This window comes from Rhodopseudomonas palustris, from assembly GCF_003226555.1.
Taxonomy (GTDB): domain Bacteria; phylum Pseudomonadota; class Alphaproteobacteria; order Rhizobiales; family Xanthobacteraceae; genus Rhodopseudomonas; species Rhodopseudomonas palustris_I.
The window spans coordinates 741,945-754,961 of the sequence record NZ_QKQS01000023.1; the positions used below are offsets into that span (position 1 = coordinate 741,945).

13 protein-coding genes are annotated in these 13,017 nt (G+C 65.6%); 5 read left to right on the forward strand and 8 right to left on the reverse strand.

Annotated elements, in window-relative coordinates:
• Positions 1 to 130: 130 nt before the first annotated feature.
• The gene (locus DNX69_RS15925; RefSeq protein ID WP_110786928.1) at positions 131 to 658 is read left to right on the forward strand and encodes a L,D-transpeptidase; all 528 of its coding nucleotides are present in this window, start codon (positions 131 to 133) and stop codon (positions 656 to 658) included.
• Between the two features lie 85 nt (positions 659 to 743).
• Here the strand turns inward: DNX69_RS15925 and DNX69_RS15930 are convergent, their stop codons facing one another.
• The 7 genes from DNX69_RS15930 to sdhC all read right to left on the reverse strand — a co-directional run bounded on the left by DNX69_RS15930 (position 744) and on the right by sdhC (position 7,275).
• Positions 744 to 2,564 (reverse strand): OmpA family protein, encoded by a 1,821-nt coding sequence (locus tag DNX69_RS15930; RefSeq protein WP_110786929.1) that lies wholly within the window; start codon positions 2,562 to 2,564, stop codon positions 744 to 746.
• A gap of 255 nt (positions 2,565 to 2,819) precedes the next feature.
• The gene (locus DNX69_RS15935) at positions 2,820 to 3,080 is read right to left on the reverse strand and encodes a hypothetical protein (RefSeq protein WP_110786930.1); all 261 of its coding nucleotides are present in this window, start codon (positions 3,078 to 3,080) and stop codon (positions 2,820 to 2,822) included.
• Positions 3,081 to 3,569: a pyridoxamine 5'-phosphate oxidase family protein gene (locus tag DNX69_RS15940; RefSeq protein ID WP_110786931.1), complete on the reverse strand. Its 489-nt coding sequence runs from the start codon at positions 3,567 to 3,569 to the stop codon at positions 3,081 to 3,083.
• A 148-nt stretch (positions 3,570 to 3,717) separates the two neighbouring features.
• Positions 3,718 to 4,500 (reverse strand): succinate dehydrogenase iron-sulfur subunit, encoded by a 783-nt coding sequence (locus tag DNX69_RS15945; protein WP_110786932.1) that lies wholly within the window; start codon positions 4,498 to 4,500, stop codon positions 3,718 to 3,720.
• A gap of 139 nt (positions 4,501 to 4,639) precedes the next feature.
• The gene (gene sdhA / locus DNX69_RS15950) at positions 4,640 to 6,463 is read right to left on the reverse strand and encodes a succinate dehydrogenase flavoprotein subunit (RefSeq protein ID WP_110786933.1); all 1,824 of its coding nucleotides are present in this window, start codon (positions 6,461 to 6,463) and stop codon (positions 4,640 to 4,642) included.
• A gap of 3 nt (positions 6,464 to 6,466) precedes the next feature.
• Positions 6,467 to 6,880 carry a succinate dehydrogenase, hydrophobic membrane anchor protein gene (sdhD, locus tag DNX69_RS15955; RefSeq protein ID WP_110786934.1) on the reverse strand — a complete coding sequence of 138 codons (414 nt, stop codon included), beginning with the start codon at positions 6,878 to 6,880 and terminating at the stop codon, positions 6,467 to 6,469.
• Positions 6,877 to 7,275 (reverse strand): succinate dehydrogenase, cytochrome b556 subunit, encoded by a 399-nt coding sequence (gene sdhC, locus DNX69_RS15960; RefSeq protein WP_110786935.1) that lies wholly within the window; start codon positions 7,273 to 7,275, stop codon positions 6,877 to 6,879. The genes sdhD and sdhC overlap by 4 nt, the downstream gene beginning before the upstream one ends.
• A gap of 377 nt (positions 7,276 to 7,652) precedes the next feature.
• Between sdhC and DNX69_RS15965 the strand changes: the two genes are divergently transcribed.
• On the forward strand, positions 7,653 to 8,597 hold the full coding sequence (locus DNX69_RS15965; protein ID WP_110786936.1) for a cation diffusion facilitator family transporter: 945 nt from the start codon (positions 7,653 to 7,655) through the stop codon (positions 8,595 to 8,597).
• 276 nt (positions 8,598 to 8,873) lie between these two features.
• Here DNX69_RS15965 and DNX69_RS15970 read toward each other — a convergent pair whose 3' ends face one another.
• Positions 8,874 to 10,385 carry a malonate--CoA ligase gene (locus tag DNX69_RS15970; protein ID WP_110786937.1) on the reverse strand — a complete coding sequence of 504 codons (1,512 nt, stop codon included), beginning with the start codon at positions 10,383 to 10,385 and terminating at the stop codon, positions 8,874 to 8,876.
• 276 nt (positions 10,386 to 10,661) lie between these two features.
• Here DNX69_RS15970 and DNX69_RS15975 point away from each other — a divergent pair, with 276 nt between their 5' ends.
• From DNX69_RS15975 to DNX69_RS15985, 3 genes are all read left to right on the forward strand, one after another.
• On the forward strand, positions 10,662 to 11,237 hold the full coding sequence (locus tag DNX69_RS15975) for a fasciclin domain-containing protein (protein ID WP_110786938.1): 576 nt from the start codon (positions 10,662 to 10,664) through the stop codon (positions 11,235 to 11,237).
• A 213-nt stretch (positions 11,238 to 11,450) separates the two neighbouring features.
• A complete protein-coding gene (locus tag DNX69_RS15980; RefSeq protein ID WP_110786939.1) occupies positions 11,451 to 12,092 on the forward strand; it encodes a cytochrome b/b6 domain-containing protein in 642 nt (213 codons plus the stop codon).
• A 114-nt stretch (positions 12,093 to 12,206) separates the two neighbouring features.
• On the forward strand, positions 12,207 to 12,986 hold the full coding sequence (locus tag DNX69_RS15985; protein ID WP_110786940.1) for a molybdopterin-dependent oxidoreductase: 780 nt from the start codon (positions 12,207 to 12,209) through the stop codon (positions 12,984 to 12,986).
• Positions 12,987 to 13,017: the final 31 nt, after the last annotated feature.

A 13,017-nucleotide genomic window follows, 5' to 3' on the forward strand; every position in this document is an offset into this window, starting at 1 on the left:
TCACTGGTACGTCAGCGTTCACTTTGGTCGTCCAGCACATACCGATTGGTTAGTTCGCGCTGCGACCATCGCGGGTGCTGAGGGGGCGCCGGAGCCAAGCTGACCGGTGCGAGGAAACTGGAGAGACTGAATGTCTTTTGGATTTCATTCGGCGAAATTGGGCATGACCCTCGCGGTTTTGGCAGGCGCCAGCGTGTTGAGCGCGCCGCGGGCCGAGGCCCGGCCCGATCTGGTGGCCTTCCGCGAGGATGTCTCCCCGGGCACCATCGTGGTGAAGACCCACGAGCGCCGGCTGTACCTTGTGGTCGAGCCCGGTCACGCTGTGCGCTATCCGGTCGGTGTCGGCAAGGCCGGCAAGCAATGGGCCGGCGTCACCAAAATCGACGGCAAGTATCGCAACCCGGCTTGGGCGCCGCCGGCCGACGTCAAGCACGACGTCCCGAGTATCCCGGATGTGATCCCCGGCGGATCGCCCGCCAACCCGATGGGCGTCGCGGCGATGACGCTGGCGGGCGGCGAATACGCCATCCACGGCACCAACCGGCCACGCTCGATCGGCGGCTTCGTGTCCTACGGCTGCATCCGGATGCTGAATCAGGACATCACCGACTTGTACGAACGCGTCCGGGTCGGCACCACCGTGGTGGTGGACCGCTGACCGTCGCGCCCCAATAGAAAAGCCGGGCCAAAGAAAAAGCCGCGGAGCGCCCGCGGCTTTTTTGTCGTTGTGAATCAGCGCTTGCTCAGCGCCGGGGCGCGGCACCTGGAGGCGGCGGCGGCAACGACGCCTGGCCTCCGTTGAGCAGCGGCGTGATGCGCCGGATCGTGACCCGGCGGTTCTGACGCTCCGCCCCCTGAGTCGGGATTTTCAGATACTGCTCGCCATAGCCCTGCGAGGTCAGGTTCTCGGCCGGCACCCCGAACTGCTGGGTGAGCAGCGTCGCGGCGGCCTCGGCGCGACGATCCGACAGCGACAGATTGTCGGTGTCGTTGCCGACCGCGTCGGTGTGGCCTTCGATCAGGAACACCTCGCGCGGGTTACGCTGGATCGCGCGGTTGAGGCCGTCGGCAATCACCTGCAGCTTCGCCGCCTGGTCCGGGGGAATCTCCCACGAGCCGGTGTCGAAGTTGATGGTGTTGAGGTCGATCGACGGCATCCGCTGCCGCACCGACGGGCTGTAGCGGATCTCGTCCATGCTGTAGCGGCGCTCGATCCGCTCCACCGGCGGCGCCTCGAGCGTGTCGTAGATCAGCTCCGGCGATGCATCGTCGTAGTCGACGATATAGCGGTCGCGCGGAATCCGGATGACCGGCGGCGGCAGGTCGACATAGAAGTTCGCGCGGTCGCGCGGACCGTAGCTGTTGTCGATGATGACGATCTCGCGGCCGTCGCGGTCGCGGCGAATCCGGCGCAGCAGCTGGCCGTCGTCACCGGTGACGTTGATGATCTCGGTGCCGTCGGGGCGCACCACGATAGTTCGGGTGCCGCCGCCCCGGATGTCTTCGGTGCGAATATTGCGCGCGCCGTAGCGGAAGCGATCGAGCTCGTTGTGGCGGATGAACTCCTGGCCGCCCGGATCGCGCACGATGACGCGGCCGGGCTCGGTGATGACGATGCGACCGTTCTGCTGTACCTCGCGCCGCTGGCTGCGGAAGTCCGAGATGTTGCGCGGTCCCTGCGGCGCCGCGCCGTTCGGAATCGGGGTCAGCGCCTGAGGCGACGGCGGCGGCGCGGCCGGGATCGGCGCAGTCACCGTCGGTGGCGGAGGTGGCGGCGGCGCGACAGCCGGAGCGGCGGCGGGTGGCGTCGTCTGAGCCGGCTGAGGTTGGCTGCGCTGAGGCGAAGCGGTTGGCGCGACGGCGGGTCCAGCACCCGGGGCTCCGGGACCAGCCTGTGGCCGCTGCGGCGGTGCTCCCGCAGGAGCGCCGGGTTGCGGGCCGCGCTCGCCCGGCGGACGGGCGGCCGGCGCAGCAGCCGGACCGGTCGGTTGGGCCGGCGGAGTTTCGGCTTTCGGCTGCGCCGACGGAGCTGGAGCCGGAGCCGGAGCCGGCGTTGCAGCGGGCGGCGGCGGACCGCGACGCGGAGCTTCTCCCGACGGAGGCGGGGTCGCGCCTGGGGGCGGGCCACGGCGCTGCGGCGCCTCGCCGGGAGGCGGCGCAGGCGGACGTTGCTCGGCAGGAGCGGCGGACGGTTTGGGCGGAGCCGATTGCGGGGCGATCTGGGGCGGACCGTTATGGCTGGGCTGGGGCGGCACCGGACGCGTGGGCGCTGGTGCGGCCGTCGGAGGCGGTGGCGGAGGCGGAGGAGCGGCCTTCGGAGGGGCTGGCGGCGGCGGAGGTGGCGGGGCGCTCGGGGCGGCCTTGGGCGGCGCGGGCACCGGGCGCGGACCGGGCCTCGGCTCCTCCTTCTTCTTGTCCTCGGACGGGGCCGGCGCCGGGCCGCCCTGCACCGCCTGCGCGAGCAGGACCGGCGCGGACGCGCGCTCCGCAGCGGCGGGATGACTGATCAGCGACCCGAGCGTCAGCGCCGTGGTCGCGAGCAGTGCAACATTTAGCTTCGTCATCAAACAGACCCTCAATGGAGCAGGCAGGCTTTCATTCGACGAAGTCGAAGGATCACCGCCACGCTCCGATCAACGACAAGGCGTGAGGCCCAATTGTGGCAACAGGCTTCTGCCGAGGAGAAATAAATCCGCCGCGTTCGAGCCTCGAACGCGGCGACATTCATCATGAGTTCATGAGCAGGATCGGCATTACGGGCAGGGTCGACTGATCCATGCGTGGTAACAAGTACGAACCGGACACTGACAGGCGAGGCGTTACGCCACGCCGGGATTCGGCACGCCGGGGCCGGGCGGACTCCGTCCCGGCAGTTCGTCCGGCGTCTGCCCGGGTAATTCGGTCGGCTGCGGCGGCGCACCCGGCTCTTCGATCGGCGGCGGAATATCCGGATTGGGATTGCCGGGAGGCTGCTCCAGCGGGGGCTCGGTCGGCGTGCCGGGCGTGCTCGGCGGCACCTCCGGTGGCGGCGTCGCCGGCCCCGGGTCGTTCGGCACTTCTTGGGGTTCGCCGGCCGCCATCTAGATCGCCACCTTGGCGTTCTCGCCGAGATCCGGGCGTCCGCCGGTAGCAGCCGCAACCATCATCTTGGCGTAGCTGACGACTGTGCCGGGCGAGTCCCAATACTCGGCCTCTTCTGGCGTCACCTTGAGAACGCGGATGTTCGGATCCTCCGGGCTGTCCCACCACGCCTTGGCCTCGGTGCCGAACAGCTCCTTGATCTTGGCGCGGTCGTTGCTGATCGCCGCATAGCCGCTCACCGAAACGTACTTTTGGGCACTGGCATTGGCGAAGCCGAGATTGACGTGGTGATCCTTGGCGATCTCCTCGTCCTTGTGGCGGCGCACGTCGGTGAGGAAATAGATCGCGCCTTCCTCGGGTCGCACATAAGCAGCCATCGGCCGCGAGCGGATCTTCTCGCCGTCGCGCGTCGCCAGCATCGCGAAGGTAATTTTCTTCATCAGATCCCAGGCGTGCTGCGAGTCGCCCTTGTTGGAATTGATCGCCATGTCTCGTCTCCCATGTGTTCGCGGCGATAACGAACGCTTTGCGGCGATGTTCCGCCGATGAGACAACGGCCTCGGGGAGAGATCGGTGATCAAAACAAAACGGCCGGGCGAAAGCCCGGCCGTTCGTATCAGTAACGATTTGCGCCCGTCAGATCTGGCGTTCGACCAGCTTGAGCTTGAGGTTGGCGATCGCTTCCGACGGGTTGAGACCCTTCGGGCACGCCTTGGCGCAGTTCATGATGGTGTGGCAGCGATAGATCCGGAACGGATCTTCGAGATTGTCGAGACGCTCGCCGGTGGCCTCATCCCGGCTGTCTTCGACCCAGCGGGTCGCCTGCAGCAGTGCGGCCGGGCCGAGGAAGCGGTCCGAGTTCCACCAGTAACTCGGGCACGAGGTCGAGCAGCAGGCGCACAGGATGCACTCGTACAGGCCGTCGAGCTTCTCGCGGTCGGCGTGGCTCTGCCGCCATTCCTTCTGCGGGGTTGGCGTCACGGTCTGCAGCCAGGGCTGGATCGAGGCGTACTGGGCGTAGAAGTTGGTGAGGTCGGGAACGAGATCCTTCACCACCGGCTGGTGCGGCAGCGGGTTGATCTTCACCGCGTCGTCACGGACGTCGTCCATCGCCTTGGTGCAGGCCAGCGTGTTCTCGCCGTCGATGTTCATCGCGCAGGAGCCGCACACGCCCTCGCGGCAGGAGCGGCGGAAGGTCAGGGTCGGATCGATATTGTTCTTGATCCAGATCAGGCCGTCGAGAACCATCGGGCCGCAATCGTGCTTGTCGACGTAGTAGGTGTCGACGCTCGGGTTCTTGCCGTCGTCCGGATTCCAGCGATAGACGCGGAATTCACGAACCTCGGTCGCGCCTTCCGGCTTCGGCCAAGTCTTGCCGCCGACAATCTTCGAATTCTTCGGAAGTGCGAATTCAACCATCTCGTCTCACCCTCTCGTCATTCCGGGGCGCGCGAAGCGCGAACCCGGAATCTCGGTCCGTCGGTGCCGCTCGGGATTCCGGGTTCGTGCGCGTGCCGCGCACGCCCCGGAATGACGGGGCATTGTTCGTGCGTTTGCCTCAATACACCCGCGGCTTCGGCGGAATGTACTGCACGTCGTTAGTCATCGTGTAGTCGTGCACCGGCCGGTAATCGATGGTCACGTCGCCCTTGTCACCGATCCAGGCCAGCGTGTGCTTCATCCAGTTGGCGTCGTCGCGGTCCGGGAAATCCTCGCGGGCGTGGGCGCCGCGGCTCTCGGTGCGGTTGGCGGCGGAGTTCATCGTCACCACCGCCTGGACGATCAGATTGTCGAATTCCAGCGTCTCGACCAGATCGGAATTCCACACCAGCGAGCGATCCGACACGCCGACATCGCCGACGCTGCCATGAACCTTCGCGATCAGATCCTTGCCTTCGGCGAGCACTTCGCCGGTGCGGAACACCGCGCAATTGTTCTGCATCACGTGCTGCATCCGCTCGCGCAGCTTGGCGGTCGGCGTGCCGCCCTTGGCGTAGCGATACTTGTCGAGGCGGCCGAGCGACATCTCGGCGGAGCTCGCCGGCAGCTCGGGCTGCTTGCCGTTCGGCACCAGCTTCTCGGCGCAGCGCAGCGCCGCGGCGCGGCCGAATACCACCAGGTCGATCAGCGAGTTGGAGCCGAGGCGGTTGGCGCCGTGCACCGACACGCAGGCGGCTTCGCCGATCGCCATCAGGCCCGGCACCACCGCGTTGTCGTCGCCGTCCTTCTTGGTGACGACTTCGCCGTGGAAGTTGGTCGGGATGCCGCCCATGTTGTAGTGCACGGTCGGCAGGATCGGGATCGGCTCGCGGGTGACGTCGACGCCGGCGAAGATCCGCGCCGATTCCGAGATGCCCGGCAGCCGCTCGTGCAGCACTTCCGGCGCCAGATGGTCGAGGTGCAGGAAGATGTGGTCCTTCTTCTTGCCGACGCCGCGACCTTCGCGCATTTCGATGGTCATCGCGCGCGAAACGACGTCGCGCGAGGCGAGGTCCTTGGCCGACGGCGCATAGCGCTCCATGAAGCGCTCGCCCTCGGAGTTGACCAGATAGCCGCCCTCACCGCGGGCGCCTTCGGTGACTAGGCAGCCCGAGCCGTAGATGCCGGTCGGGTGGAATTGCACGAACTCCATGTCCTGCAGCGGCAGGCCGGCGCGCAGCGCCATCGCGCCGCCGTCACCGGTGCAGGTGTGCGCCGAAGTGCAGGATGCGTAGGCGCGGCCGTAGCCGCCGGTGGCCAGGATCGTGGTTTGCGCCTTGAAGCGATGGATGGTGCCGTCGTCGAGCTTCAGCGCCACCACGCCGCGGCAGCAGCCCTGATCGTCCATGATCAGATCGATGGCGAAGAACTCGATGTAGAACTCGGCCGAGTGGCGCAGCGCCTGGCCGTACATCGTGTGCAGCATGGCGTGGCCGGTGCGGTCGGCGGCCGCGCAGGTGCGCTGCGCCTGGCCCTTGCCGAAATCCATCGTCATGCCGCCGAACGGCCGCTGATAGATCTTGCCGTCTTCGGTGCGCGAGAACGGCACGCCCCAATGCTCGAGCTCGTACACGGCTTCCGGCGCATTGCGCACCATGTATTCGATCGAGTCCTGATCGCCGAGCCAGTCCGACCCCTTCACGGTGTCGTACATGTGCCAGCGCCAGTCGTCCTTGTGCATGTTGCCGAGCGAGGCCGAGATGCCGCCCTGCGCCGCCACGGTGTGCGAGCGGGTCGGGAACACCTTGGTGATGCAGGCGGTGCGGAGGCCCGCCTCGCTGCAGCCGACCACAGCGCGCAGACCGGCGCCGCCGGCGCCGACCACCACGACGTCATAGGTGTGGTCCTCGATCGGATAGGCGTTGCCGCCCGCCGCCGGGGCGCCGTTGCCGTTCGCCGCCATGCCTTAAACTCCGGATGCCATTTTGAAGATCGCAAAGATCGCGGCCAGCGCCACGGCGATCGAGAAAAAGTTGTTGGCCATGATGGTGACCAACTTGAGCTTTTCGTTCTGGACGTAGTCCTCGATCACCACCTGCATGCCGATCTTCATGTGGATCGCCGACGCAATGATGAACAGAATCATGATCAGCGAGATCAGCGGCGAGCCGAGGATCTGCGCCGCCGCGGCCTGATTGCGGCCGAGCAGCATCATGATCACCACGATGGTCGGCAGGATCAGCAGCGTCATGGCGACGCCGGTGATGCGCTGGCGCCAGAAATCCGAGGTGCCGGACCCGGCGGGACCGAACTTGCGGACCTTTCCGATCGGGGTGCGCATCGTCGCCGATTTGTTTGCGCCGTGTGGGTTTCCGCTCATCGGGCCACTCCCATCGAATAGGCGATCACCCAGAGCAGAACGGTCAGCACGATGCCGCCGATCAGCGCCGCCCAGGTCAGCCATTCGCGGTCGGCGGTCTTGAATCCGTAGCCGAGATCCCAGACGAAGTGGCGGACGCCGCTGAGCATGTGGTGCATCAGCGACCAAGTGTAGCCGAACACGATCAGCCGGCCGATCCACGAGCCCGTAAAGGCCTGGACGTTGGCATAGGCGGTCGGGCCTGCGGCGCAGGCGATCAGCCACCATGCCAGCAAGAGGGTTCCAGAATACAGCGCAACACCGGTGGCGCGATGGACGATGGACATCGTCATCGTCAGGCTCCAGCGGTAGGCCTGCATGTGAGGCGAAAGCGGTCGTTCCATCCTGGCGGTCATCGGCTCAATCGGTTGGCGGCGAGCGGACAGGGCCCCGGGGAGAGGCTCGCGAAGGTGCCTCTATTTACGGAGCTCAGGCATTCAGCGCAACGACGAAATGACATACTCGGAATGTAAATTCATTTTTTGAATGCACCGTCGATGCAAGGCCATGCACGCCATGGCCGGCGGCTTGCCCGGTCGGAGCGCTGAAGGCCGATTCACAAGCTCAGACGACGCTATCGCGTTGCTATCGAGATGCGGCTGCACAGCCCAATGAGAATTGGACCAATTCTGATCAGCAACGCGCACCGCGACTTTCGTATCTCCCGGCGACGTGCGAGAGTTGATTCCCGTCGCCAGAGCGGCGCCGCTGGGCTCCACTGCGTTCTGTTTGAATGAGTCACGATCATCATCACCATCACGGACCGAGTGCCACGCACGGTCCTGGTGGTCATAGTCATGCGCCGAAGGATTTCGGCCGCGCCTTCGCGATCGGCATCGCGCTGAACGTCGTATTTGTGATCGCCGAAGCGGCATTCGGTTACTTCAGCAATTCGATGGCACTGATCGCCGACGCCGGACACAATCTGTCCGATGTCGCCGGCCTGGTGGTGGCGTGGATCGCGGCCGGACTGTCAAAGCGGCCGCCGTCGGCGCGTTACACCTATGGCCTACGCGGCTCCTCGATTCTGGCGGCCCTGTTCAACGCGGTGTTTCTGCTGCTGGCTGTCGGTGCGATCGGCTGGGAAGCTATCGTACGGCTGCTCGCACCCGAGCCGGTCGCCGGGACCACCGTGATGGTGGTGGCCACCATCGGTATCGGCATCAATGCCGCAACCGCCTGGCTGTTCGCGTCGGGCCGTCACAGCGACCTCAATATCCGCGGCGCTTACTTGCACATGGCGGCGGATGCGGCGGTATCGGCCGCCGTGGTGGTGGCCGGTGTCATCATCTTGTTCACCGGCTGGTATTGGATTGATCCGACCGTCAGCCTGCTGGTCGCGATGGTAATCGTGTGGGGCACCTGGGGTCTGTTACGCGATTCCACCGCGCTGTCGCTGGCCGCAGTGCCACCCGGCATCGATCCGGCGGCGGTGCGTGCCTTCCTGGCGAAGCTCCCCGGCGTGACCCAGGTGCACGACCTCCATATCTGGGGCATGTCCACCACCGAAGTGGCCCTGACCTGCCACCTGGTGATGCCGGGCGGCTCGCCGGGCGATCCGTTCCTGGTCGACCTCGCCCACGAACTGCAGGACGATTTCGGCATCGCGCATACCACGGTGCAGATCGAAACCGACCCCAACACCGTCTGCGCGCTGGCGCCGGATCACGTGGTGTAGATCTCTGCAAACGACGTCGTCGCTGATCGGGACCATTTGTGAGGCAAGGAGCCCGGTAGCTCCCCTCCCCCTTGGGGGGGGGTCGGGGGTGGGGGTCCACGGGCACTGTGCTCGCGGCACCCCCACCCCGGCCTCCGCTACGCTCGGCCGCCCCTCCCCGCAAGGGGGAGGGGCTCAATCAGCGCCTCGCACCATCAAAGCCGTCGTTAGTTCGACCGCCCTTCCCCGTCATTCCGGGTTCGCGCTGCGCGCGCCCCGGAATGACGGTGCTGGTTGTTACTTATAGATATCCTTGTAGGTGTCGCGCAGCACGTTCTTCTGGACCTTACCCATGGTGTTGCGCGGCAGGTCGTCGACGAACAGTACCTTCTTCGGCATCTTGAACTTGGCGAGCTGACCGTCGAGGCCTTTCAGAACCTGCGCTTCGTCGATGGTAGCGCCGTTGTCGCGCACCACCACGGCGGTGACGCCTTCTCCGAAATCGGCGTGCGGCACGCCGATCACCGCGGATTCGACCACGCCGGGCATCGCGTCGATCTCGCTCTCGATTTCCTTCGGATAGACGTTGAAGCCGCCGGTGATGACCAGATCCTTGCCGCGGCCGAGAATGTGGACGTAGCCGCGCTCGTCGATCTTGCCGAGGTCGCCAGTGATGAAGAAGCCGTCGTCGCGGAATTCCGACTTGGTTTTCTCCGGCATCCGCCAATAGCCCTTGAACACGTTCGGGCCCTTCACCTCGATCATGCCGATCTCGCCGCGCGGCAGCTCCTTGCCGGTTTCCGGATCGGTGACCCGCGCCGAGACGCCGGGCAGCGCCGGGCCGACCGCGCCGGGAACGCGGTCGCCGTCATACGGGTTCGAGGTGTTCATATTGGTCTCGGTCATGCCGTAGCGCTCGAGCACGGCATGGCCGGTCTTCGCCGCCCATTCGCGGTGGGTGTCGGCGAGCAGCGGCGCCGAGCCGGAGATGAACAGCCGCATATGGCTGGTCGCCTCTTTGGTCAGCCGCGGGCTCTGCAGCAGCCGGGTGTAGAACGTCGGCACGCCCATCAGCACCGTGGCACGCGGCATCAGGTCGAGAATCCTGTCCGGATCGTATTTCGGCAGGAAGATCATCGAGGCGCGCGCAAAAAGCGTGACGTTGCTGGCCACGAACAGACCGTGCGTATGATAGATCGGCAGCGCGTGGATCAGCACGTCGCCCGGCGTGAAGCGCCAGAAATCGACCAGCGTCAGCGAGTTCGACGCGAGGTTGTCGTGGCTGAGCATCGCACCCTTGGAGCGGCCGGTGGTGCCGGAGGTGTAGAGGATCGCCGCAAGATCGTCATTGCCGCGTTCGACCGTGGCGAAATCCTCGCTGGCCTGCGCCGCCGCATCCGTCAGCGAGCCCTGACCGTCGGGGCCGAGCGTCTCGACGGTGGCGCCGACCTTGGCGGCGATCGCCGCGATGCCGTCGCGTTTGGAAGGATCGCACACCACGAGCTTCGGCTCGGCATCGGTGATGAAGTAATCGAGCTCGTGCAGCGTATAGGCGGTATTGAGCGGCAGATACACGCCGCCGGCCCGAACCGTAGCGAGATACAACACCAGCGCCTCGACCGATTTCTCGGTTTGCGCCGCAACACGGTCGCCGATCTTCAAGCCACGCGCCACCAGCACATTGGCGACGCGCCCTGCCCGCGCCACCAGATCGGCGTAGCTGATTTTGTCGCCGGCCGCGGTTTCGATCGCGAGCTTGTGCGGGTCGTCGAGCTTGTCGAACAGGCGGGCGAACAGATTGGCGTTCATGTCGATGTTCCAGGCGCGTCAGGTTGTCGGGAAAGCGCCGTTGATTACCAAGAACGCTCCGGCCAGCGCAACGCCATAACCGCGCGGCGGCGCGCCTGAACGAACAAGACCGCATTCGGTTTCACCCTGCGACAAAAAAGAATTCCTGAAACGGCGCCGAAAACCTCCCGTAGCTCGCCGCGACGAGGCGACGAGTCCCCCTCGAGGGTGCACGCCGGCGTCACTCACCCTCGCCCGCGGCAATCGCGGGCTGCAATCAGTCTCGGGAGACGAACCATGACGAAGCGAATTGCTCTGCTGACCGCCGCCGCCTTCAGCGCTCTGGCGCTCGCCGCCACTGTGAGCGTCCCGGCCTCCGCCGAATCCGGCAAGATGATGAAAAGCTCGGGCGACACCGTGATGGTCGGCGGCGCGCCGATGTATCCGTCGAAAAACATCGTCGAGAACGCCGTCAAGTCCAAGGATCACACTACGCTGGTCGCCGCCGTGAAGGCCGCGGGCCTCGTCAAGACGCTGGAGGGCAAGGGCCCGTTCACGGTGTTCGCCCCGACCAACATGGCGTTCGACAAGCTCCCGGCTGGCACCGTCGACACTCTGGTCAAGCCGGAGAACAAGAAGCAGCTCACCAAGATCCTCACCTACCATGTGGTGCCCGGCAAGCTCGAAGCCTCCGATCTCACCGACGGCAAGAAGCTGAAGACGGTCGAAGGCGAGACCCTGACGGTGAAACGGATGGGCGACCAGGTGATGCTGATCGACGCCAAGGGCGGCAGCTCGACGGTGACGATCCCGAACGTCAACCAGTCCAACGGCGTCATTCATGTGGTCGATACCGTGCTGATGCCGTCGTAAGCGCGGCTCCTCTCCGCAGCGCTTGATGTCCCCCAAGGCGCGGCGGAGACTGCGGCGACCTGCCGCAAACGAGGGCGCGGGCCGGGTGACCGGCTCGCGCTTTCGTGATCCGGCTCGCCTGTGACGGCGCAATGATCGATAATCGGCCGTAACGAAACAGGCGCATTGCCCGTAGTATCCGGTGTAAGCAGCTGGCTTTCAGGAATAGGGCCGATGTCCACCACCGCACTGACCGATCCTGCCCCGACGACCGCAGCGCCCCCCGAATCAGGCGCTGCCCTGCATCCGCTGTGGGTGCGGGTGATGCACTGGGTCAACGCCGCCGCGATGCTGGCCATGATCCTGTCCGGCTGGCAGATCTACAACGCCGCGCCGCTGTTCAGCTTTCAGTTTTCGCCGACCCTGACGCTCGGCGGCTGGCTCGGCGGCGGGCTGCTCTGGCATTTCGCAGCGATGTGGGTGCTGGTGATCAACGGCGTGCTGTACGTCATTCTCGGCTTCGCCACCGGCCGGTTTCGCCGCAAGCTGTGGCCGATCTCGTTCCCAGCCATCGTTTCCGACCTGTCACAAGCGGTCCGGCTACGGCTGTCGCACGACGATCTCAACCGCTACAACTCGGTGCAGAAAGCCCTGTATGTCGGCGTGTTGCTGGTCGGCGTGGTGACGGTCGGGTCCGGCCTCGCGATCTGGAAGCCTGTCCAATTCCATTACCTCACCGCTCTGCTCGGCGGCTACGATACTGCGCGCTACGTGCATTTTGCCGCGATGAGCGCGATCGTCGCCTTCTCGGCGATCCATATCGCGCTGGCCGCCCTGGTGCCGAAGGCGCTGCGGGCGATGATTCTCGGACGCTGAACTCGAACCAGTTTCTCCGTCATGGCGAGCGCAGCGAAACCGTCCGGCCCCTATGTCCCGAGCTGGACTGCTTGCTCGCTTCGCTCCTCGCAATGACGCCATGAGGACAAAGACATGCTGCGCATCAAAAGACTGCTGATCCCGGGCGTCGACAAGAAGCTGCTGGTTCGCGACGCCGCCAAATTGATGCCGGACGTGTCGCGGCGGCGCTTCCTCGCCGGCGGCGCCAGCCTCGGCGCGTTGACGCTGCTGACCGGCTGCGACGTCGTCGATAGCGACAGCGCCGAGCATCTGCTCGCTCAGGTGTCGAAATTCAACGACGCGGTGCAGGCGGCGATCTTCAGCCCGACCACGCTGGCGCCGACCTTCAGCGAGAAGGACATCACCCGGCCGTTCCCGTTCAACGCCTACTACTCACTGGACGAAGCGCCGACGATCGACGGCGGCGAGTGGAGGCTGGAAGTCTCGGGCCTGGTCCAGAACAAGAAGAGCTGGACCCTGCCGGAACTGACGCAGCTGCCCGAGGTATCGCAGATCACCCGCCATGTTTGCGTCGAGGGCTGGAGCGCGATCGGGCAGTGGAGCGGCGTGCGGCTGCGTGACTTCCTCGAACTGATCGGCGCCGACACCAAGGCGAACTACGTCTGGTTCCGCTGCGCCGACGACTACACCTCGCCGATCGACATGCCGACCGCGCTGCACCCGCAGACCCAGATGACTTTCAAATTCGGCAACGAGGTGCTGCCGCGCGCCTACGGCTATCCGATGAAGATCCGGATTCCGACCAAGCTCGGCTTCAAGAACCCCAAATACGTCGTGTCGATGGAAGTCACCAACGACTACAAAGGCGGCTACTGGGAAGACCAGGGCTACAACTCGTTCAGCGGATTGTAGTTATCTCCCGCAGCCATGACCGGCGCGCAGC